16 protein-coding genes are annotated in these 20,797 nt (G+C 70.3%); 7 read left to right on the forward strand and 9 right to left on the reverse strand.

Annotated elements, in window-relative coordinates; genetic code table 11:
- Positions 1–83: 83 nt before the first annotated feature.
- On the forward strand, positions 84–1,319 hold the full coding sequence (locus tag BKK81_RS18605) for an acyl-CoA dehydrogenase family protein (RefSeq protein WP_071016661.1): 1,236 nt from the start codon (positions 84–86) through the stop codon (positions 1,317–1,319).
- 73 nt (positions 1,320–1,392) lie between these two features.
- On the opposite strand, the gene BKK81_RS18610 is transcribed toward BKK81_RS18605, so the two are convergent.
- The 5 genes from BKK81_RS18610 to BKK81_RS35490 all read right to left on the reverse strand — a co-directional run bounded on the left by BKK81_RS18610 (position 1,393) and on the right by BKK81_RS35490 (position 7,403).
- Complete coding sequence (locus BKK81_RS18610) at positions 1,393–1,665, reverse strand: DUF7696 family protein (RefSeq protein ID WP_071016662.1); 273 nt, start codon at positions 1,663–1,665, stop codon at positions 1,393–1,395.
- Positions 1,666–1,729: 64 nt separating this feature from the next.
- On the reverse strand, positions 1,730–2,446 hold the full coding sequence (locus BKK81_RS36055; protein ID WP_071016664.1) for a helix-turn-helix transcriptional regulator: 717 nt from the start codon (positions 2,444–2,446) through the stop codon (positions 1,730–1,732).
- A gap of 1,787 nt (positions 2,447–4,233) precedes the next feature.
- Entirely contained in the window at positions 4,234–5,811 is a 1,578-nt protein-coding gene (locus tag BKK81_RS18620; RefSeq protein WP_071016666.1) for a fatty acid--CoA ligase, read from the reverse strand.
- Positions 5,812–5,888: 77 nt separating this feature from the next.
- Positions 5,889–6,671, reverse strand: coding sequence for an SDR family NAD(P)-dependent oxidoreductase (locus tag BKK81_RS18625; RefSeq protein WP_071016668.1), 783 nt, complete (start codon positions 6,669–6,671; stop codon positions 5,889–5,891).
- A gap of 183 nt (positions 6,672–6,854) precedes the next feature.
- The gene (locus tag BKK81_RS35490) at positions 6,855–7,403 is read right to left on the reverse strand and encodes a DUF3761 domain-containing protein (protein WP_156811386.1); all 549 of its coding nucleotides are present in this window, start codon (positions 7,401–7,403) and stop codon (positions 6,855–6,857) included.
- A 319-nt stretch (positions 7,404–7,722) separates the two neighbouring features.
- Between BKK81_RS35490 and BKK81_RS18635 the strand changes: the two genes are divergently transcribed.
- Both BKK81_RS18635 and BKK81_RS18640 read left to right on the forward strand, forming a co-directional pair.
- Complete coding sequence (locus BKK81_RS18635) at positions 7,723–10,155, forward strand: mechanosensitive ion channel family protein (protein WP_071016669.1); 2,433 nt, start codon at positions 7,723–7,725, stop codon at positions 10,153–10,155.
- Between the two features lie 363 nt (positions 10,156–10,518).
- Positions 10,519–11,631: a helix-turn-helix transcriptional regulator gene (locus tag BKK81_RS18640; RefSeq protein ID WP_071016671.1), complete on the forward strand. Its 1,113-nt coding sequence runs from the start codon at positions 10,519–10,521 to the stop codon at positions 11,629–11,631.
- A gap of 43 nt (positions 11,632–11,674) precedes the next feature.
- Here the strand turns inward: BKK81_RS18640 and BKK81_RS18645 are convergent, their stop codons facing one another.
- Positions 11,675–12,565: a LysR substrate-binding domain-containing protein gene (locus BKK81_RS18645; protein WP_071016673.1), complete on the reverse strand. Its 891-nt coding sequence runs from the start codon at positions 12,563–12,565 to the stop codon at positions 11,675–11,677.
- Positions 12,566–12,690: 125 nt separating this feature from the next.
- On the opposite strand from BKK81_RS18645, the gene BKK81_RS18650 reads away from it, so the two are divergent.
- The 3 genes from BKK81_RS18650 to BKK81_RS18660 are packed head-to-tail and all read left to right on the forward strand — an operon-like array spanning position 12,691 to position 15,423.
- A complete protein-coding gene (locus BKK81_RS18650) occupies positions 12,691–13,920 on the forward strand; it encodes a CaiB/BaiF CoA transferase family protein (RefSeq protein WP_071016674.1) in 1,230 nt (409 codons plus the stop codon).
- Positions 13,917–14,378: a MaoC family dehydratase gene (locus BKK81_RS18655; protein WP_071016676.1), complete on the forward strand. Its 462-nt coding sequence runs from the start codon at positions 13,917–13,919 to the stop codon at positions 14,376–14,378. The genes BKK81_RS18650 and BKK81_RS18655 overlap by 4 nt, the downstream gene beginning before the upstream one ends.
- 58 nt (positions 14,379–14,436) lie before the next feature.
- Complete coding sequence (locus BKK81_RS18660) at positions 14,437–15,423, forward strand: Bug family tripartite tricarboxylate transporter substrate binding protein (protein WP_071016678.1); 987 nt, start codon at positions 14,437–14,439, stop codon at positions 15,421–15,423.
- A gap of 50 nt (positions 15,424–15,473) precedes the next feature.
- On the opposite strand, the gene BKK81_RS18665 is transcribed toward BKK81_RS18660, so the two are convergent.
- The gene (locus BKK81_RS18665; RefSeq protein WP_071016680.1) at positions 15,474–16,172 is read right to left on the reverse strand and encodes a TetR/AcrR family transcriptional regulator; all 699 of its coding nucleotides are present in this window, start codon (positions 16,170–16,172) and stop codon (positions 15,474–15,476) included.
- A gap of 243 nt (positions 16,173–16,415) precedes the next feature.
- On the opposite strand from BKK81_RS18665, the gene BKK81_RS18670 reads away from it, so the two are divergent.
- Positions 16,416–17,870 (forward strand): protoporphyrinogen/coproporphyrinogen oxidase, encoded by a 1,455-nt coding sequence (locus BKK81_RS18670; RefSeq protein ID WP_083384248.1) that lies wholly within the window; start codon positions 16,416–16,418, stop codon positions 17,868–17,870.
- Positions 17,871–17,916: 46 nt separating this feature from the next.
- Here the strand turns inward: BKK81_RS18670 and BKK81_RS18675 are convergent, their stop codons facing one another.
- Together BKK81_RS18675 and BKK81_RS18680 are read right to left on the reverse strand one after the other, a co-directional pair.
- Positions 17,917–19,446: a SpoVR family protein gene (locus tag BKK81_RS18675; protein ID WP_071016684.1), complete on the reverse strand. Its 1,530-nt coding sequence runs from the start codon at positions 19,444–19,446 to the stop codon at positions 17,917–17,919.
- 85 nt (positions 19,447–19,531) lie between these two features.
- Entirely contained in the window at positions 19,532–20,794 is a 1,263-nt protein-coding gene (locus BKK81_RS18680) for a YeaH/YhbH family protein (protein ID WP_071016685.1), read from the reverse strand.
- Positions 20,795–20,797: the final 3 nt, after the last annotated feature.

The raw sequence follows: 20,797 nt of genomic DNA on the forward strand, positions 1-20,797 counted from the left end.
AGCGCGGCCCGACCGCACCGCATACCACCGGATGAGGCCGGACACGACCGGCCCCATCCGCCAGAACCGAACGAGGCCTGACCATGCAACTCGAATTCTCCGCCGAAGAGCTGCAGTTCCGCGACGAAGTGCGCGCCTGGATCGACGACGCCTACGACGATGAACTCAAGACCCTGATGGCCCAGTCGAAGAACGGCTATCTCGACAAGGCCGGGCAGGTGCGCTGGCAGAAGAAGCTGCACGCGCGCGGCTGGGCCGCGCCGAACTGGCCGCGCGAATACGGCGGCCCCGGCTGGACGCCGGCGCAGCGCTACATCTTCCAGGCGGAGACCGCCGCGGCGGGCTGCCCGACGATATCGCCGATGGGCCTGAAGATGGTGGCGCCGGTGATCATGAAGTTCGGCACGCCCGAACAGAAGGCGCGCTTCCTGCCGCCCATCCTGAGCTCGGACGTGTGGTGGTGCCAGGGCTACTCGGAACCCAATTCGGGCTCGGACCTGGCCTCGCTGCAGATGCGCGCCGACCACGGCCGCGATGCGCAGGGCGAGCACTACGTGCTGAACGGCTCCAAGATCTGGACCACGCACGCGCAGTGGGCCGACTGGATGTTCTGCCTGGTGCGCACCGGCCGCGAGGCACGGCGCCAGGACGGCATCAGCTTCGTGCTGGTCGACATGCGCACGCCCGGCATCACGGTGTCGCCGCTGCCGACGCTGGACGGGCCGGTGCCGGGCCAGCAGGAGGTCAACCAGGTCTTCTTCGAGAACGTGCGCGTGCCGGTGGAGAACCGCATCGGCGAGGAAGGCATGGGCTGGACCTACGCCAAGTACCTGCTCGAATTCGAGCGCGGCGGCAGCCATGCGCCGACGCTGCGCCAGCAGCTCGGCAAGGTCGCCCGCATCGCCGCCGACCAGCCGGGCGACGGCGGCGGCACCGTGCTGGACGATCCCGCCTTCCGCCGCAAGCTGGCCGAGCTGCACCTGCGCGCCGCCGCGCTCGAGGCAGTGGAGCTGCGCATCTTCTCCGGCGTGGCCTCGGGCACTTCGATCGGCGCCGCGTCCAGCATGCTCAAGCTGGTCGGCACCGATACGCTGCAGGCCATCAGCGAACTGGCCGTCGAGGCCGCCGGCCCCGATGCGCTGCCCTTCGTGCAGGACACCTGGGCCGAGGTGCAGGGCCGCCCGGCGGCCCCGCGCGTCGGACCGGACTACGCCGGGCCGGTCGCGCCGCGCTACTTCAACTATCGCAAGGCCTCGATCTACGCAGGCTCCAACGAGATCCAGCGCAATATCATCGCCAAGCTCGTGCTCGGGCTGTGAAGGCGGGCCGGCGCTGCCGGCCTGCCCTCCTCCCCCATCTCGGCGCCCCCCTCGCCCCCCTCAGGCGTCCCCCTCAGGCGCCGCAGGCCTCGAGGGCATCGGCGCGCAGGGCATCCGCCTTCAGCCGCAGGCGCAGCGCGATGTCCGCGCCGCGCTGCTCGGCCACCCGTTCGACGAAGGCGGTGCGCGCCGGCTCCTCCAGCGTGGCCACGTGAGCGGCTTCGCACAGGAGCTGCCAGGCCGCCGGCTGCCCGGCGAACTGGCTGCGCCGGCCCAGCAGCACGCGGTCGATGGTGGCCGTGATATCCGCCTGGCCCGGGCCTTGTCCTGGTGTCCTGCCTTGCATGGTTCCCTCCCTCTGCGTCATGTCTTCCGTTCCACCTGCGTGCCCCGCGGCCGCCTGCCCCTGCTCATGCCCCCGGCACCGCCGACGCCTCGGCCAGCAACAGCCTGGATCCCAGCCTGCGCGCGGCGTACACGGCCTCGCCCTTGTTGCGCGCGCGCAGGCGGCGGTAGACCATGCGTGCATGGGTCTTCACGGTCGCCATCGAGATATTGAGCATGCGGCTGATGGTCTTGAGCGGATACCCGCGCGACAGCAGCACCAGGACCTCGTACTGACGGACCGTCAGCTGCAGCCGGTGCGCTTCGGCGATGATCCAGCGCCGGTCCTTGCCCGCACCTTGCCCGGCATCGGCACTTCCGTCCGCGTCGTCGACTTCGCGCGCCGCATCCGGGGCGCCGCGGGCACCGCCCTGGCCGAGCACGCCGGCGAGACAGCGCTGGATCGCGACCTCGATCACGGCGGGCTCGGCCGAGCGGGCCGCCCACGACAAGCGGCCGGCCACCGGCGCGGCCGGCATCTGGCCCGGCGAGGACAGATCGGCCAGCAGCAGCACATGGCGGGCGCCGATGATGCGGCAGATCAGCTTGAACATCTCTTCGCCCCGGGGATCCCAGCGCGCCACGCCGAGCACCAGCATCACCTCGTCGCGGGGGGCGGTATAGCCGCCGAGCAGGTCGACCAGTTCCACGCAGAGAACCTGCTGGATGCCGGGCGTCGCCAGCAGCATCTGTTGCAGGGCGATGCGCAGCAGCGGGCTGGACTCCAGCAGCAGGGCATTCATGGCATACCGCCATCTGCGCAAGCGATTCTCGTTTGCATGGCTCACCCCTCGGTACAGGTTGGGCTGTGAGGACATCGGCAACACGGCCGTCGTCTTCTCTCTGCAAACCTCATGCCCAAACGCTCGTGGCGTGGCGGGGTGCCTGCGCGGGGTCGCTTGCATGGCCGGAGGGCCGCGCCGGGGCTGGCTTGGCGGCATGCAACCCCTCGTTGTCCGGGCGTCTCGTTGCTTGCCTGTTGGCGGTGGGGGGATGTTACGGGTTACGTGACGCGTTACGGGGGGCGAGGCGATGGTGTGTTTTGGCTCTCGTGGCTTGGCGCTTGTCGTGTGGGTTCGAGCGGTGTCGGTGTGTGGGGCAACGGCCTGTTTCGGCTCTCGTGTCTTGGTGCTTGTCTTCGGGCGGTGTCGGTGTGCGAGACAACGGCCTGTTTCGACTCCCCTGCGGGGAGCCGACCTACTTTCTTGGTCTTGCCCAAGAAAGTAGGCAAAGAAAGGCGACCCGGGTGCGGCGCCTCGCGAATTAGCCCCGGCCGCCGCGCCCGTCCGAACTCGCGGCCTGCGGCCGCTCAGACAGCGGACGGGCTTCATCGGCGGCCGGGGCTAATTCGCGAGGCGCCGCACACGGGAGGGAAAGGCCAACCGTTGGTCTGCGAGCGGGCTCACTTTTGCGTGACGGCCTGGTTGGCTGAGCCTTTGTGTTCGGCCAGCGAGCTGGCCGAACACCCCCCACCCGAAGCGAAGCGAGGCGTGGCATCTGTTCCCTGCCGTGTGCGGCGCCTCGCGTGCTGAGGCAAAGAGCGGATTAGAGGGCCCCCTGTCTGAGGATCGCCTTAAGGCGATCCGAGTTGGGGCCCGGCCGCTCTTTGCCTCAGCACGCGAGGGGGGGTTGAGCCGCACCCGGCGCGCCTTCTTTGCCTACTTTCTTGGGCAAGACCAAGAAAGTAGGTCGGCTCCCCCGCAGGGGGAGTCGAAACAGGCCGTTGCCTCGCACACCAACACCGCCCGAAGACAAGCGACAAGGCATCGAGTCACGCGTGCATTGGTGTTCGGCCAGCAAGCTGGCCGAACACAGCCCACCCGAAGCGCAGCGAGGCGTGACTTCTTTTCCCTGCCGTGTGCGGCGCCTCGCGTGCTGAGGCAAAGAGCGGAAAAGAGGGCCCCCTGTCTGAGGATCGCCTTAAGGCGATCCGAGTTGGGGCCCGGCCGCTCTTTGCCTCAGCACGCGAGGGGTCTTTGAGCCGCACCCGGCGCGCCTTCTTTGCCTACTTTCTTGGGCAAGACCAAGAAAGTAGGTCGGCTCCCCCGCAGGGGGAGTCGAAACAGGCTGTTGTCTCGCACACCGACACCGCCCGAAAACAAGCGACAAGGCATCGAGTCACGCGTGCATTGGTGTTCGGCCAGCAAGCTGGCCGAACACCCCCCACCCGAAGCGAAGCGAGGCGTGACTTCTTTTCCCTGCCGTGTGCGGCGCCTCGCGTGCTGGGGCAAAGAGCGGATTAGAGGGCCCCCTGTCTGAGGATCGCCTTAAGGCGATCCGAGTTGGGGCCCGGCCGCTCTTTGCCTCAGCACGCGAGGGGGGGTTGAGCCGCACCCGGCGCGCCTTCTTTGCCTACTTTCTTGGGCAAGACCAAGAAAGTAGGTCGGCTCCCCCGCAGGGGGAGTCGAAACAGGCCGTTGCCTCGCAAACCAACACCGCCCGAAGACAAGCACCAAGGCACGAGAGCCGAACGAAAGCCGAAACAGGCCGTCGCCACGCCCCGCCGGCAGGCAAGACGTGGCATCGCGCCTCAGTTGACGCGCCGTGACAGCCCTTCCCAATAGGGCTCGCGCAACTTGCGCCGCAGCAGCTTGCCGGACGGATTGCGCGGCAACGCATCGACGAACTCGATGGTCTTGGGGATCTTGAAGCCAGCCAGGCGCTGGCGCGCCCAAGCGATAATGGCATCGCGATCCGGCTCCACCCCGGGACGCGGCACCACGATGGCCTTGACCGCCTCCCCCCATTTCTCGTCGGGCACGCCGATCACGGCCACGTCGGCCACCTGCGGATGGCCGTAGATGGCACTCTCGACCTCGGCGGGGTACACGTTCTCGCCCCCGCTGATGATCATGTCCTTGACCCGGTCGTGGATATAGACGTAGCCATCGGCATCGAGGTAGCCGGCATCGCCGGTGCGCAGCCAGCCGTCGGCGTCGATGGTGCGCGCGGTTTCGTCGGGCTGTTTCCAGTAGCCGGCCATGTTCTGCGGCGAGCGGATCATCAGTTCTCCGACCTCGCCCGGCGCAAGATGCCGGCCTTCCCAGTCGACCACCACCACCTCGGAGCCCGGCAGCGGCTTGCCGGCGGCGCGCATGCGCGGCACGTCTTCCGTGGTGTGGTCCTCGGGTGGCAGGGCCACCACCGTACCGGTGGTCTCGGTCATGCCGTACTGCTGCACGAAGCCGCAGCCGAATACTTCGAGACCCTCGCGCAGCAGCGCGGCGGGAATCGGCGCGGCGCCGTACAGCAGGTACTTCAGGCGCGAGTAGTCGACCTGCCGCGCGCGCGGATCGCGCAGCACGATCTGCATGGCGGCGGGCACCAGGAACAGCTTGCTGACGCGGTCGCGCTCGATGAAGTCGAGCACCGCGCGCGGGTCGAACTCGCGCGCGATCACACCCTTGGCGCCGGACAGCAGGTTGCGCAGCCCCCAGCCAGAGCCGCCGATATGCGCGACCGGCATCGCCACCAGCGAGACATCGTCGGCGCTCCAGCGCGACCACGGGATGTTCTCCATCTCGCTGGCAAGAGTGCCGGCGGTGAGGTTGCGGTGCGTCAGCATCGCCCCCTTGGGCCGCCCCGTGGTACCCGAGGTATAGAGCTGCAGCACCACGTCATGCGGCGCCGCCTCGTGCGCGAGCGGGTCGGCAGGCTGCGCGTCGCGCCAGCCGGCGTAGTCCGCCCACCCGGGCTCGCCGCCTTCCATGGCGAACACCTTGCGCACCAGCGGCAGGCCGGGCAGCAGTTCGCGCACCAGCGCCGAGGATTCGGGGCCCGCGAACAGCATCGCCGCGTCGCAGTGGCCGGCGATGAAGGCCACCTCGGGCGGCGCCAGGCGCCAGCTCACCGGCACCATGACGGCGCCGAGCTTGCCCGCGCCCAGCAGCAGCTCGAAGTAGTGGTCGCTGTTCTTGCCGACATAGGCGATGCGGTCTCCCGCGCGCACGCCGTCTGCCTGCAGCGCGCGCGCGACCTGATCGGTGTGGCGGTCGAGCTCCGTATAGGTGGTGTGGCGGCCTTCGAAGTCATAGGCGACCGCCGCGCCGCGCGTGCGGGCGAAATGGCGCACCGCCGCCGGCAGCGTCGCCAGGTAGTTGTAGTCCATCCGGGTCTCCCTTGCTGTGCGCGCGGGCCGCGCGCAGGCTGCGGCGGAGCGCCGCCCCGCCGTGCCACGGATCGCGCTCAGCGCGGCGCCATGCGGATGGCGCCGTCCAGCCGCACTGCTTCCCCGTTGAAATAGCCGTTGCGGCACATCTCGACCGCCAGCGAGGCGAACTCTTCCGGCTGGCCCAGGCGCTTGGGGTAGGGCACCGAGGCGGCCAGCGCGGCCTTGACGTTCTCCGGCGCGCCCTGCAGCAGCGGCGTGTTGAAGATGCCCGGCAGGATGGTGTTGACACGGATGCCTTCGCCGGAGAGATCGCGCGCGATCGGCAGCGTCATGCCGACCACGCCGGCCTTCGAGGCGGAGTAGGCGGCCTGCCCGATCTGGCCGTCCTGGGCCGCCACCGAGGCGGTGTTGATGATCACGCCGCGGTCGTCGCCGCGCGCGTCCAGCGTCAGCATGCCGGCGGCGGAGCGGGCGATGCAGCGGAAGGTGCCGATCAGGTTGATCTGGATGATGCGCTCGAAGGCGTCCGAGGGGAAGAACTTGATCTGGTCGGGCGCTTCCTTGGCGCGCGAGGCGGTCTTGAAGGCGTTGCCGGTACCCGCGCAGTTGACCAGGATGCGCTCCTGGCCGATGGCCGCGCGTGCCTTGGCGAAGCCTGCCTCGACCTGTTCTTCCGAGGTGACATCGACGCGGCAGAACACGCCGCCGAGCTCGCGCGCCACTGCCTCGCCCTTCTCCGCGTTCAGGTCGAACAGGGCCACGCGCACGCCGTGCGCGGCCAGCGCGCGCGCGGTCGCTTCGCCCAGGCCGGAGGCACCGCCGGTCACCACCGCGGACACCGATGCATTGAGTTCCATACCGTCTCCAGGGGGCGGCACGCCGCTGGCGCGCCGCCGGTGTTGTAGGAGCCGGCAGCCGCCGCCATGGACGCCGCTGCCGGACTGGTATGGAGATTCGGGGATCGGCGCATTGCCCGCATCGTCGGAAGCGACGAATGCGGGAAGCCCGCGCGGCGCGGCACCGCCGCGCCGTCGCGCGCGTCAGCCGCAGGCCTTGCCGTGATCGGCCTTGAAGCCCTGCGAGGTCGCCTGCGACTCGCTCATGTACTGCCCGTGCTTGGTCCTGCCGTACCACTTGGTGCCCGGGCAGTGATACACCTTGGAATCGGTGTTGGCCCAGACCTGGCCGGGGCCGCCGCCGGGGGCCGCCGCCGGCATGGCCTTGGCTGCCGGCTTGGCTGCGGGAGCCGGAGCGGCAGCGGCCGGTGCGGGCGCCGCCGGTGCGGCGGGTGCTGCAGCCGCCGGAGCCGGTGCGGCGGCGGCCGGTGCGGCGCCACTGGCCTTCGGCGCGCTGGCGCCGTACCAGTCCTTCACGCCACCGTGGTGCGCGCAGGCACCATGCTTGCTGGCGCCGTAATAGCTGGAACCGTCCTTGCAGGTACCGGTCGGGGCCTGGCCGGCCGCCGGGGCGCCCTGCGCCAGGACGGCCTGGCCGCCTGCGGCGGCGAACAGCAGCGCGGCCAGCAGGCCGGCGCGGCACCAGGATCGGGGAGAGCCAGCGGGTCGCTGGGCGGAAGACGCTTGGCGCATAGGGGGAACTCCTGCAGTGGGCTACGGTTGAGCCGGACACGACTGCACCTGGGCGAATGCGGGACCGCCGCGAAGCGGCGCGCCGCACGCCGGCAGGCGCGTGCCGGGGCGCGCCTCCCATGGCGAGAACGGCGCGCGGGCGACTGCCGTTGACGTTGTCGCGCCCGGAGGGGCGAGAAAGCCGCGAGGACGGGGACAATGTGCGTCATGCGGTCCCTGCGCCGACGCGCGCCGCTTCCTGCGCTACAGTGACGGAGATGCCCGTGCCGGGTGCTGGATAACCTCCACCACGGCGACGGGCGCCGATACGCCATACCTCATGCGGAAACTCCTGTCGTCTCTCCTGTCCTGTCGCGCGATCTCCCTGCTGGCCACGCTGGCCCTGTTCGCCTGCCTGCCCCTGCCGGCCACGGCCGCGCCGCCGACGCTGGCGGCACTGACCGGCACCGCCGTCCCGGCCGCGTCGCAGCCCGCCGCGCCCGCCAGCGAGGCACTGGCGCAATCGCTGGATCAGGTGATCGGCACGCTGCAGAACGACAAGCAGCGCGAGGCCCTGGTCGGCCAGTTGCAAGCCGTGCGCAAAGGACTGGCGGCATCGGCCGTGCCGGCCAGCGCCGCGCAGCCGGCCGGGGCCGGCCTGATCGGCGCACTGGCCGAGGCCATGGACCACGTCGACGCCCGGCTGCGCGTCAACGATCGCGGGCCCTGGCACTACTGGACCTGGCGCCTCGGCTTCGCCGCCGAGGAATGGCAGGCGGCGGTGACCGCGCACGGCACGCGCAGCGCGCTCGACTCGCTGCGCGAGTTCAGCCTGGTCATCGCCGCCTGGGCGCTGACCGGCTGGCTGCTGTGGGAGCTGGCGCGGCGCCTGCGCGACCGGCGGCTCGGCCCCGCGGCGCATGCCCAGCTGCCGGCGCTTCCCTCCTGGCTCGATGTCAGCTTCTACATGCTGCGCCGCATCGGCCCGTGGGTGGCGGCCTTCGTGCTGACCTTCCTGCTGGCCTATCGCGCCTTCGCCCGTTCCCCGGCCAGCGTGGCGGCGCTGCTGGTGACCTACAGCATTCTCGCCGGCGCGGTGCTGTCGGCCACCTGCCAGGTGATCTTCACCGTGTTCCGCACCGCCCACCGCAACCACGCGATCCGCGACCTGCTGGTGCACGCGCCACGCCTGCTGTACCCCTGCGGCGCGCTGGCGGCGCTGGGCGATGCCGCCACCGACGGCCGCGTGATCAACGCGCTGGGCATCAACCTGGCCGCACTGCTGGGCACCACGGCGAACATCGCGGCGGCGCTGCTGATCGGCTACTTCAGCCTGCGTTTCCGGCGCCCGGTCGGCCAACTGATCAGCCACCGGCCGCTGGCCTTCCGCCAGGACCACCCGGCCGTGGTCGACCTGCTGCGCATCGCCGGCAGCGCCTGGCACGTGCCGGTGCTCGCGGTGGTGGTCGCTTCGGTGTTCGGCACCGTGCTCGCCAGCGGCCATGCCGACGAATTCCTGCGCCGCACGGTGGCGTCGGTGGCGTTGTTCGTGGCCGCCCTGCTGCTGACCCTGGTCAGCGGCCGCTCGCCCAAGGCCGCGCACCGCGCGCCGCGCATCCGCGACCGGCGGCGCTCGGCCTACCTGGCCCGTTTCGGCAAGTTCGCGCTGACCCTGGTGCGGCTGCTGATCTGGTGTGGCTTCATCGAGCTGGCCGGCCGCGTCTGGGACGTCTCGGTGCTGGACCTGATGCGCGCTTCGCCGCTGGGCCGGCGCATCGGCGAAGCGGTGGCCAGCGTGACCGGTACCGTGCTGCTGACCTGGCTGCTCTGGCTGCTGATCGACACCGCCACCACCCAGCTGCTGTCTCCCACGCACGGCCGCGGCGCGCAGCCCAGCCTGCGCGCCAAGACCATCCTGCCGCTGGTGCGCAACGCGCTGCTGGTGATGCTGCTGACGGTCGCCCTGATCGCCGTGCTGGCCAACCTGGGCGTCAACGTCACGCCGCTGCTGGCCGGCGCCGGCGTGGTCGGCCTGGCGATCGGCTTCGGCGCGCAGAGCCTGGTGCAGGACCTGATCACCGGCCTGTTCATCGTCATCGAGGACTCCATCGCCATCGGTGACTCGATCGAGCTGCCCGACCACGCGGGCGCGGTCGAAGCCATGACCATCCGCACCGTCAAGCTGCGCGACGGCAAGGGCGCCGTACACGTGCTGCCCTACAGCCAGATCAAGGCCATCAAGAACCTGTCGCGCGGCTACGCCTACGCCGTGATGAGCATCGGCATCGCCCCGGACAGCGACCTCGACCGCGCGCTGCAGCTGATCCGGGAGGCCGGCGCCGAAGTGGCCCGCGAGTACCGGCACTCGCGCAAGCTCCTGTCCGGCCTGGACGTGCTCGGCCTGGACCAGCTCGGGCCGAATGGTCCGGTGGTGCTGGCCCAGTTCAAGACACAGCCGCTGATGCAGTCGGAGGTCACGCGCGCCTTCAATGCCCGCCTCAAGCGGAAGTTCGATGAGAACGGCATCGGCCTGGCCACGCAGCAGATGGTGGTACGCATGGCCACGCAGGCCGGAGACGGTGCCGCGCCACAGGAGGCTCCACAGGAGGCTCCACAGGAGGCCCCACAGGAGGCGCCGCAGACCAAGGCCGCCCGGGCGACGCAGCCCGCGCCGGCGGCAAGGGATACTGGGACCGCTGCGACGACCGATGCTGCGACCGGTGCTGCGGCACGCGGCAAGGCAGCCAAAGTTCGGGGTGCGTCGAAAATATGACGAAAGGCTCTCACGCGTGCACCCTGCCCCGCCCCACTGTTGCCGGTACGCCATAGCCACCTCCGCCCGGCTCGCGAAACAATTTGAGGAATCGGATAGTCGACGCTAACATGGCCGGGCGCCGCGGGGACGGCGCACGGCACCGGACCGGTGCGCCCTTCCCGCCCCCCGATTCGAGGAAGGTGTGCCGGTTACCAACGCCACGCAGAAGCGAAGCCCCGGACGCCCGTGCGCACGTCCGCGGCAGGCTGCCACCCGTCTGTGGCAGAACGAGGCAACGCACACCGATAACAAAGGACCGTGGCGCCGGCCGGCCGCGGCGAATAAGAGTTGAGGAGGCGCCTTGCCTCCGGGGAAATCAAAATGGGTGAGCTTCCGTCGCCTGACGAGGACTTCCACCGCCTGGTGGATTCCATCTACGAGTCAGCCCTCGACGTCACCATGCTGCCCGAAGCGCTGGACCGCTTCTCGCAGTACACCTGCACCGATCACCCGCGCTACGTGGTCTGGGACAAGCTGGTGCGTGTCACGCGGCTCGGCATGACCCCGCACGGCAGTTTCTCGCCAGGCGGCAACGAACTCCCCGGCGCCTTGAGCGAAGGCGAGATCGCACCTGCCGGCGGCCCCGGCCTGCGCGAGCATGCCGACCTGGCCGCGGGCGTGCGGCTGTACGACAGCGACGAGGTGTGCGTGCTGATGAGCGGCGCGCGCTCCGGCCGCCAGGACCTGGACGAACAGCACCGCCACCGCCGCCTGACCCAGGTGCTGCCGCACTGGGCACGCGCCGCGCGCCTGCAGCAACGCAACGTCGAGCTGAGCGGCATGGCGGCGCTCGGGCTGGCCAGCCTGGACACGCTGGATTTCGGCGTGATGGTGCTGCAAGGCGATATGCGGGTGCGCTACTGCAACAGCTGGGCGGAAGCGCTGGTGCGGGCCGACGCCAACCTGGCCCTGGTGGACGGCAAGCTGCGCGCACGCGCGGATGCCCTGCAATCGGTGCTGCGCCAGCTGCTGGACGGCGCGGTGCAGGGCCGCGACGGCGGCGCCTCGGCGGGCTCCTGGATGCACGTCACCTCAGGCGGCCAGCCGGTGCCGCTGATCATGATGCCGCTGATATCGCGCCAGACCGTGGAAAGCGCCTGGCAGCTTCCGGTCGCCATGCTGCTGATGGGCAATTCCGAATCGCGCTCGGTGCTCGACACCTCGGTGCTCAGCTCGCTGTTCGGCCTGTCGCGCAAGGAGAGCATCGTCGCCATCCGCCTCGCCGCCGGCGAGACGCTGCAGGAGATTGCCGAGCGCGAATTCCTTTCGCCGCACACGGTACGCGTGCACATCCGCGACATCCTGCGCAAGACCGGCACGCACCGCCAGGCAGAACTGGTGCGGCTGCTGCACCTGCTGCCCGGCGTGGCGCTGGAGCGAGGCGGCGCCCCCGGCCTGCCGGCGCCGCGCGGCCGGCGCGGCGCCACCACCTGAGTTCCCGGCCCGCTCCTGCCTCCCGCCAACGCGTCGGGCTGCGCTAGCGTACCGCCGCGCAGGCAACCTGCACGAAGCGCCTGACCTGGCGCTCGTCGCCGTCCGGCCGTGTCGCCAGCGCGATGCCGATGCGCCCGGCCGGGCGCGGGCTCGACAGCGGCAGGAAGCGCACGCGCCGGTTGGCATAGCGTGCCGCCACGCTCGGCACCAGCGCCACGCCCAGCCCGCTTTCCACCAGGCTGACGATGGTCTGCACCTGCACCGCCTCCTGCGCCACGCGCGGCACGAAGCCGGCGCGCTGGCACAGCATCATGGTCACCGCATGGAGGTTGGGCACGTCGGCGCTGGGGTGCATGATGAAGGGCTCGTCCGCCAGTTCGCGCAAGGCCACCGCTTCGCGCTGCGCGAGCGGGCTGTCGGCGTGCACGGCCGCCAGGAAGACATCCTCCTCCAGCGGTGTCAGGGCGAAGGTGCCGGCGTTGAGGATGGGCACGCGCACCAGGCCGGCGTCGAGCTCGTGCCGCTCCAGCCGCTCCAGGATGGCGGCCGTGGTGGACTCGTGCAGCACCAGTTCGATGCCGGGGTGGGCGGCGCGGAAGGCGGGAATCAGCTTGGGCAGCAAGGCATAGGTGGCGGAGCCGACGAAGCCCACGCGCAGCGCGCCGCGCTCCCCGTGCGCCGCCGCCAGCACCGCCGCGCGCGCCTGCCCGGCGTGGAACAGCGCGCGCCGCGCATCGTCCAGCGCGGCCTCGCCGGCCTGGGTCAGCCGCACGCCGCGCGACGTGCGCACGAACAGCGGCGTGCCGAGCTGTTCCTCCAGCCGGCGCATCGAGATCGACAAGGGCGGCTGCGCCATGTGCAGCCGCTCGGCGGCACGGTGGAAGTTGCCGGTCTCGGCCAGCGCGACGAACTGCTGCAGTTGGCGCAGATCCATGCTGATATCGCCTGAATATCGAAAGCTAAAAATCTAATATTAGACGCGATAGCCCCGCTGATCTACTCTTGGCCGACATCGCGACGCCGGCCCGGCGCCGCCCACAGACCGACAGGAGACAGGGCATGCAGCCACTCGCGGGCATCCGCGTGATCGATCTTTCCACCGTCGTCATGGGTCCTTACGCCAGCCAGTGGCTGGCCGACCTGGGCGCCGAAGTGATCAAGGTGGAGGCGCCCGGCGGCGATTCCACGCGCCGCACCGGTCCCGGCGCCGAGGCCGGCATGGCGGCCATCTTCCTGGGCGTCAACCGCAGCAAGAAAAGCGTGGTGCTCGACCTCAAGCAGCCCGCCGCACAGGACGCGCTCGACCGCCTGCTGGCCGGCGCCGACGTATTCCTGCACAGCATGCGCCCGCAGAAACTCGGCGGCCTGGGCCTCGATCCGGCCGAGGTCATGGCGCGCCATCCGCGCCTCGTCTATGTCAGCCTGCTCGGCTTCGCCCAGGACGGCCCCTACGGCGGTCGCCCCGCCTACGACGACATCATCCAGGGCCTGTCCGGCAACGCCGCGCTGATGGCGGCACAGACCGGCTCGACGCGCTACTTCCCCACCATCGCCGCCGACAAGACCAGCGGACTGGTGGCGGCGCTGTCGATCGCCGCCGCGCTGGCCGGGCGGCCGGCGCGCGACGGACGCGGCACCCTGGTGGAAGTGCCGATGTTCGAGACGATGGCCGCCTTCAACCTCGTCGAGCATTTCTACGGCCGGCACTTCGAGCCGCCGCGCGCCCCGGCCGGCTACCCGCGCGTGCTGGCGCCGCTGCGCCGGCCCTACCAGAGCGCGGACGGCCACGTCTGCATGATGCCGTACACCGATGCCCACTGGCGCGACTTCTTCACCGCGGCGGGCCGCCCGGACCTGGCCGCCGACGCGCGCTTCGCCGACATCGGTGCACGCACGCGGCACATCGAGACCCTGTACGAGCTTACCGGCGAGATCGTGCGCAGCCGCACCACCGCCGCCTGGCTGGCGCTGTGCGAATCGCTGCAGATCCCGGTGGCCAAGGTCAACGGGCTGGACGAACTGCCCGACGATCCGCACCTGCAGGCGACCGGTTTCTTCTCCCGCCTGCAGGATCCCGCTCTCGGCACCCTGCGCTTTCCCGGCGCGCCGGTGCGTTTCGACGGTGAGCGCGGCGCGGTCGGCATGCCGCCCCGCCTGGGCGAGCATACCCGCGCCGAGCTGCTGGCCGCCGGGCTCGACGCGGCGCAGCTCGAGGCGCTGGTACGCAGCGGCGCGGCGGTCTGCGCCGGCGCGGGCAACGACAACGACAACGACAAGGAGACGACATGACGCCGATGCAGCTGCCCCGGCTGGGCCAGGGCTTCTACTGGCAGGACCTGAAGGAAGGCCAGGCCTTCCAGACCTTCGGCCGCACCGTGACCGAGACCGACCTGGTCAATTTCATCTCGGTGACCGGCATGCTGGAGGCCATCTTCATCGAGGACGGCTATGAGGCCGGCGCCATCCCCGGCCGCCCGGTGCCGGCGGCGCTGACCTATACGCTGATCGAGGGCTTCATCCTGCAGACCATGATCCAGGGCACGGGCCTGGCCATGCTGGAACTGCAGCAGAAGATCCTCGCGCCGGTGGTGGTGGGCGACACCATCCGGGCCACGGTCACGGTCGACGCCATCCGCCCCACCTCGCGCAGCGGGCGCGCCGTGGTCGACTCGACCATCGAGGTCTTCAACCAGCGCGCAGAGAAGGTCATGACGTACGCGGCACGCCGGCTGCTGGCGGGCCGCTGAGGCCGCGCGGCGCCTCGCGGCGGTGCGCCGGCCACCCAACACAAGGAGGAGACACCCGATGCCCAACCGTAGAACCTGGCTGGCGGCCTCGCTCGCCACGCTGGCCGCGCTCGGCCCCTGGACCGCCGGCGCCGCGCAGGCGGCCAGCGACTTCCCCGCCCACCCGATCCGCCTGGTCGTGCCCTTCCCCGCCGGCGGGCCGACCGACCTGGTCTCGCGCGTGATCGCGAAACAGATGAGCGAGAGCTTCGGCCAGCAGGTCATGGTCGACAACCGTCCCGGCGCCAACGGCAACATCGCCGCCGAGATGGTGGCCAAGGCCCCGGCGGACGGCTACACCGTGCTGTACAACACCTCGTCGATCGCGCTCAGTCCCGCGCTGTACCGCAAGCTCGCCTATGACGTGCGCCGCGACTTCGCCCCGGTGGCGCTGACCGCGGTGGTGCCGCTGGTGCTGGAGGTCAACGCCCAGCTGCCGGTGAACAACGTCAAGGAGTTCATCCAGTACGCCAAGGCCCATCCCGGCAAGCTGACCTACAGCTCGGCCGGCAACGGCAACGTCACCCACCTGGCCGCCTTCCTCTTCCTGCAGGCCAACGGACTCTCCGCCGTGCACGCACCCTACAAGGGCAGCGCGCCGGCGCTGAACGACCTGGTGGGCGGCCAGGTGCAGTTCATGACCGACACCATCAACTCGTCCCTGCCCTTCATCCGCGACAAGCGGCTCAAGGCCCTGGCGGTCACCAGCAGCGCGCGCAGCTCCCAGCTCCCCGAGGTGCCCACGGTAGGCGAGGCCGCGATGCCCGGCTTCGAGGTCGGCGCCTGGCAGGGCATGCTGGTGCCGGCGCACACGCCGGCCGAGGTGGTGCAGCGGCTCAATGCCGCGGTGATGAAGGCGCTGGCCTCGCCCGAACTGCGCGCCAGCCTGGCCGCGCAGGGGGCCGAGCCCCTCGGCTCGACGCCGGAAGCCTACGGCAAGTACCTGTCGCGCGAGATCGAGCGCTGGCACAAGGTGGTGAAGGACTCGGGCGTCACGCTGGACTGAACGCGGGCCGCGGGCCACGGGGGGGCAGGCCGTGGCCCGCCGGCGCGGTCTCAGGCGCCGTGGCCCTCGTCCCACAGCATCGCCCAGCACAGGCGCACCAGTTCCGCCTCGAAGGCAGCGGTGCCGAGCAGGGGAGAACGCTCCAGCGAGGCGGCGCGCACGCTGCCGAACAGCGCCCGCGTCAGCACGTACATCTGGGCCGGCCCCGGCACGCGCAGGCCCGGCATCTCGAGCGCCTGCAACTGGGCGGCGAGGCGTTCCCCGGCCGCGCGCAGCGCGACCAGCGCATCCTCCTCCCGATCGTGGCGCCACGCCAGCCGCGCCAGCGCCCGTCCCGCCGCGCCTTCGCCGCCGAAGCTGCGCACGTAGGCCGCCACATAGGCCCGCAGCAGCGCGCGCATCCCTTGCCGGGCGGCATCGCCGCAAGGCGGGCCATCGCTGCGGCCAGCCAGCGCCTGCGCGCCCTGTGCGACCAGCTCGTCGAGCCTGGCCAGCGCGGCCTCGCGTTCCCGCTGGACCAGCGCCCGCACGATGGCATCGCGGTCCGGGAAATACTGGTAGAGCGTGCCGATCGACACGCCGGCGAGCTCGGCGATACGGTCGGTGGACGGCGCCGCGCCGTCCTCGTGCTCCTGCCCGGCCAGCAGCCGTGCGGCGGCATCCAGGATGGCATCGACGGTGAAGCGGGCACGTGATTGCGTGGGCTTGCGGCGCCGGGCGGGCTCGGCGGGAGGAGCGGCGGTGGACATCGGTTCGGGTCGGATCGAGCGGGGGGCGACCCGGCCGCGCTGCGGCGCAGCGGCAAGCGCGGCAGCCCGGACATGGACCGGGCCGGGAGGCCGGGGCGAAACCTGAGGGGAAAGCGAGTAGGCAAGCGGGCCGCGTTGCCGCAGGATTGTCGCACACCGGCCGGCGCCGACCTCGCCCGGCCGTCCTGCTTCCCGACCGGCCACCATCGACCGCTACCACCAGCCACCACCTGCCGCCCCGCGATGTCCGCACCGACCGACCTCCCCGCCGCACCGGCCTCCCCCGCTCCCCTCTCCCCCCACGCCGGACCGCCGCTGCCCAGCGGCACGGGCCCTGCCTCCCACCAGGGCCAGCCCGCTTCGGTGCTGGTGGTGGGTGCCGGCATCGCCGGCCTGGCCGCCGCCTGGCATCTGGCGCAGGCCGGCCTGCGCGTGCGCGTGCTGGAAGCCGGCGATGCCCCGGGGGGGCGGATGAGCACGGTGGCAGCGGGACAGCACCTGTTCGAGCGCGGCGCCCAGTTCCTGTCGTCCGGCTATACGGCGGTGCCGCAGCTGGCCGCTGCCGTCGGGCTGGCGCCGGCGCGCCCGCTCGCCAGCACGGCCAGCGCCGTGGTGCGCGCCGGCCGGCCGCGCCGCCTGCGCGCCACCCATGCCACCGATCCGCTGCGCAGCGGCCTGCTCGGCACGGCCGAGTGGCTGCGCATGGGCATGGCGCTATGGGGCGTGCGCGGCCCGCTCGGCACCCTTGCGCTCAATGACCTGGGCGCCTGGGCCGACTTCGACCGCGAATCGGCCGCCACCTGGCTCGGGCGGCGGCGCGCCGGCGGCGCACTGGCCTATGTCAGCGAGCCGGTATTGCACGGCTTCTATTTCCTCGACCCCGAAACGACCTCGGCCGCACTGGCCTTGCAGGTGAGCGCCTTCGGCTGGCGCCGCCAGGCCACCACCGCCCTGGCCAGCGGCATGCAGAGCCTGCCGCACAAGCTGGCGCAGTCGCTGCCGGTCAGCTACGGCCACCGGGTCGAGCAGATCGTGCAGGACGGCCAGGGCGTGCGTGCCAGCGGGCCGGGCTTCGAGGCGCGCGCCGACTACCTGGTCTGCGCGATGCCCGCGCCACACGCCCGCCGCGCCTGGCGCGACGCCGACACGCTTGCGCGCCGGCTGATGGAAACGCCGTACAGCCGCACCATCAATCTCGGCCTCTTGACCCGTCCCGGCTTCCGCCCGCCCCCCGCCCTGCAGAACCTGTATGGCCTGCTCGTGCCGCGCACGGAGCGGCGTCACATTGCCGCCATCGCGCTGGAGGCCGGCAAGCTGGGACCCGCCCCGGACGGCGCGCAGGTGATCAATGTGATGCTCAGCGACAGCGCCGCGGCCGCGCGCCTGGGCGCCAGCGACGCCAGCGTGCTGGCCGACGTGCTGCCGGAACTGGAGGGGTATCTGCCGGGGATCTCACACGCGCTGGCCGATTGCCTGGTGTCGCGCTGGGAACACGCGATGCCGTGCGCCGACGTCGGCCATGCGCGGGACGTGCAGGCCTACCGCACCCGCCGGCCGGCCGGCGGGCAGCGCGTTTTCCTGGCGGGCGACTACCTGAACGCGCCCTTCACCGACGCGGCCGCCCTCAGCGGCCAGTGGGCCGCGCAAGCACTGCTCGCGACCGCGGCCTTGCCGACGGCGGCCGCGCGCCGCGACTAAGCGGCCCTAAGCGGCCCTAAGCGGCCCTAAGCAGCCATAAACAACGCTAGGCGGCCTTGCGGTGCCGGCGCTCCGGCCGGCATTCGTACTTCATTTCGCGGCGGCCGTCCTCGTACACCACTTCCAGCCGCGTGGTGAAGCCCCACAGCCGCGTCACATGGCGCACGACCTCTTCGTAGTTGTGCGCCAGCGGACGCCGGCTGCTCTGCAGGTGCCGCAGCGTCAGCGAACGGTCGCCGCCGACGTCGACATTGGTCACCTGGATATTGGGTTCCATGTTCGACAGGTCGTACTGGCTGGCCAGCAGCTGGCGGATCAGGCGGTAGCCCTCGTCATCGTGGATGGCGGTCACGCGCAGCTTGCCCTCGCGGTCATCGTCCAGCACCGAGAACAGCTTCAATTCGCGGATCACGCGCGGCGAGAGGAACTGCAGCAGGAAGCTCTCGTCCTTGAAGTTGCGCATGGCGAAGTCCAGCGTCTGGTGCCAGTCGCTGCCGGCGATCTCGGGCGCCCAGCGGCGGTCTTCCTCGGTCGGGTCCTCGCAGATGCGGCGGATGTCCTGGAACATCAGGAAGCCGAGCGTGTAGGGATTGAGGCCGCTGTAGTAGGGGCTGTGGTACGGCGGCTGGTAGATGACGTTGGTATGCGCCTGCAGCAGCTCCAGCATGAAGGCGTCGTTGACCAGCTTCTCGTCGTACAGCCGGTGCAGGATGGTGTAGTGCCAGAAGGTCGCCCAGCCCTCGTTCATCACCTTGGTCTGCCGCTGCGGGTAGAAGTACTGCGCGACCTTGCGCACGATGCGCACGATCTCGCGCTGCCACGGCTGCAGCTTGGGCGCGTTCTTCTCGATGAAGTAGAGCAGGTTCTCCTGCGGCTCCGGCGGGAACTGCGGTTCCGGCTCCGGCGCCTCGTCCTCGGTGGCGAGCGCGTGCGAGCGGTGCTTGGGCAGGGTCCGCCACAGGTCGTTGACCTGCATCTGCAGGTAGTTCTCGCGCTCCGCCTGGCGCGCCTTTTCCTCGGTGATCGACAGCTTCTTGGGGCGCTTGTAGCGGTCCACGCCGTAGTTCTGCAGCGCGTGGCAGGAGTCGAGCAGCGCTTCCACCTCCTGCTCGCCATAGCGCTGCTCGCATTCCGCCACGTAGTTCTTGGCGAACAGCAGGTAGTCGATGATGGCGTCCGCGTTGGTCCAGGTGCGGAACAGGTAGTTGCCCTTGAAGAAGGAGTTGTGGCCGTAGCAGGCGTGCGCGATGGTCAGCGCCTGCATGGGCATGGTGTTCTCCTCCATCAGGTAGGCGATGCACGGATTCGAGTTGATGACGATCTCGTAGGCCAGCCCCATGTGGCCGCGCTGGTAGCTGCGCTCCGAGGCGAGGAAATGCTTGCCGTAGGACCAGTGGCTGTAGCCGACCGGCAGCCCGGCCGACGCATAGGCGTCCAGCATCTGCTCGGCGGTGATGATCTCGATCTGGTTCGGGTAGGTATCCAGGCCGAATTCGCCGGCGATGCGGGCGATTTCCTGGTCATAGCGCCGGATCAGCTCGAAGGTCCACTCCGAACCGGTGGAGAGATAAGCCATATGCGCTCCCGTTGGCTGCGTCTGCGATGCGCTCCCCGCTCCCGGGGCTGCGGCGGCCGGCGGCGCTCATCCGCCGGCAATCGCGTCACGCCGCCCGCTTCTGGAACAGGTCATGCAGGACCGGATAGATCTCGTCCGCGGTGATGATGCGCTGCATCGCGAAGTTCTCGTGCCCGGCCTTCACCGTAAGATACTCTTCCCAGAGATTCTGTGGTTCCTCGGACGCAACTTCCACATAGGCGTAGTACTGCACCAGCGGCAGGATGGACTCGCGCAGCAGGCGGCCGCACAGTTCCGAATCGCCGGCCCAGTTGTCGCCGTCCGATGCCTGGGCGCAGTAGATATTCCACTGGCTGGGCGGATAGCGGTTCTGGATCACCTCGGCCATCAGCTTGAGCGCGCTCGACACCACGGTGCCGCCGGACTCGCGCGAATGGAAGAAATCGTCCTCCTCCACTTCCTTGGCCACCGTGTGGTGCCGGATGAAGACCACGTCGATGCGCTCGTAGTTGCGCTTCAGGAACAGGTAGAGCAGCATGAAGAAGCGCTTGGCGAGATCCTTGCGGCTCTCGTCCATCGAGCCCGACACGTCCATCACGCAGAACATCACCGCCTGCGCCTGCGGACGTTTGCGCAGCACCCGGTTGTTGTAGCGCAGGTCCAGCTTCTCGATGAAGGGCACCCGGTCCAGGCAGGAACGCAGGTGGCGCATCTCCTGCATCAGCTCGAGCGCGCGCTCGCCATAAGGGCCGTCCTGCTCGAGCACTTCGCCGTACTCGTGCTCCAGCTCGCGCAGCTTGCGCTGGTAGGGACTGGAGAGCGCGATACGCCGCCCCAGCGAACTGCGCATGGTGCGCAGGATCGACAGGTTGGACGGCGTGCCGTCCAGCGAGAAGCCGGCGCGCACCTTGCGCACTTCCGCAATCTTGGCCAGGTGGCGCTTGGCCATGTCCGGCAGCGCCATGTCCTCGAAGAAGAAATTGAGGAAATCCTCGCGGGAAAGCGTGAAGACGAAATCGTCCTCGCCCTCCCCCGAGTCGCTCGCCTGGGAGCCGCCGCCACCGCCGCCCTGCTGCTGGCGGTCGAAGCTGTCCCCCCGGACGAACTTCTTGTTGCCCGGGTGGACCCACTCGCGCCGCCCGCCGTGGCCGTGGTGGAAGACGGGTTCGGAGATGTCCTTGACCGGAATGGACACCTGCCCGCTCTGCTCGATGTCCATGATCTTCCGGCCCGACACCGCCTTCGCCACCGCCTGACGGATCTGCTCCCGGTAGCGCTTGATGAAGCGCTGCTTGTTGACGGTACTCTTGCCACCGCCGTTCTCGCGCCGATCGATGACCGTGGCCATAGG

The sequence above is a fragment of the Cupriavidus sp. USMAHM13 genome (assembly GCF_001854285.1).
GTDB lineage: Bacteria > Pseudomonadota > Gammaproteobacteria > Burkholderiales > Burkholderiaceae > Cupriavidus > Cupriavidus malaysiensis.

What these genes read in the sequence shown, in the direction of transcription:
- BKK81_RS18605 (WP_071016661.1), top strand. Translation starts at nt 84, where the DNA reads ATGCAACTCGAATTCTCCGCCGAAGAGCTGCAGTTCCGCGACGAAGTG.
- BKK81_RS18610 (WP_071016662.1), bottom strand. Translation starts at nt 1,665, where the DNA reads ATGCAAGGCAGGACACCAGGACAAGGCCCGGGCCAGGCGGATATCACG.
- BKK81_RS36055 (WP_071016664.1), bottom strand. Translation starts at nt 2,446, where the DNA reads ATGAATGCCCTGCTGCTGGAGTCCAGCCCGCTGCTGCGCATCGCCCTG.
- BKK81_RS18620 (WP_071016666.1), bottom strand. Translation starts at nt 5,811, where the DNA reads ATGGACTACAACTACCTGGCGACGCTGCCGGCGGCGGTGCGCCATTTC.
- BKK81_RS18625 (WP_071016668.1), bottom strand. Translation starts at nt 6,671, where the DNA reads ATGGAACTCAATGCATCGGTGTCCGCGGTGGTGACCGGCGGTGCCTCC.
- BKK81_RS35490 (WP_156811386.1), bottom strand. Translation starts at nt 7,403, where the DNA reads ATGCGCCAAGCGTCTTCCGCCCAGCGACCCGCTGGCTCTCCCCGATCC.
- BKK81_RS18635 (WP_071016669.1), top strand. Translation starts at nt 7,723, where the DNA reads ATGCGGAAACTCCTGTCGTCTCTCCTGTCCTGTCGCGCGATCTCCCTG.
- BKK81_RS18640 (WP_071016671.1), top strand. Translation starts at nt 10,519, where the DNA reads ATGGGTGAGCTTCCGTCGCCTGACGAGGACTTCCACCGCCTGGTGGAT.
- BKK81_RS18645 (WP_071016673.1), bottom strand. Translation starts at nt 12,565, where the DNA reads ATGGATCTGCGCCAACTGCAGCAGTTCGTCGCGCTGGCCGAGACCGGC.
- BKK81_RS18650 (WP_071016674.1), top strand. Translation starts at nt 12,691, where the DNA reads ATGCAGCCACTCGCGGGCATCCGCGTGATCGATCTTTCCACCGTCGTC.
- BKK81_RS18655 (WP_071016676.1), top strand. Translation starts at nt 13,917, where the DNA reads ATGACGCCGATGCAGCTGCCCCGGCTGGGCCAGGGCTTCTACTGGCAG.
- BKK81_RS18660 (WP_071016678.1), top strand. Translation starts at nt 14,437, where the DNA reads ATGCCCAACCGTAGAACCTGGCTGGCGGCCTCGCTCGCCACGCTGGCC.
- BKK81_RS18665 (WP_071016680.1), bottom strand. Translation starts at nt 16,172, where the DNA reads ATGTCCACCGCCGCTCCTCCCGCCGAGCCCGCCCGGCGCCGCAAGCCC.
- BKK81_RS18670 (WP_083384248.1), top strand. Translation starts at nt 16,416, where the DNA reads ATGTCCGCACCGACCGACCTCCCCGCCGCACCGGCCTCCCCCGCTCCC.
- BKK81_RS18675 (WP_071016684.1), bottom strand. Translation starts at nt 19,446, where the DNA reads ATGGCTTATCTCTCCACCGGTTCGGAGTGGACCTTCGAGCTGATCCGG.
- BKK81_RS18680 (WP_071016685.1), bottom strand. Translation starts at nt 20,794, where the DNA reads ATGGCCACGGTCATCGATCGGCGCGAGAACGGCGGTGGCAAGAGTACC.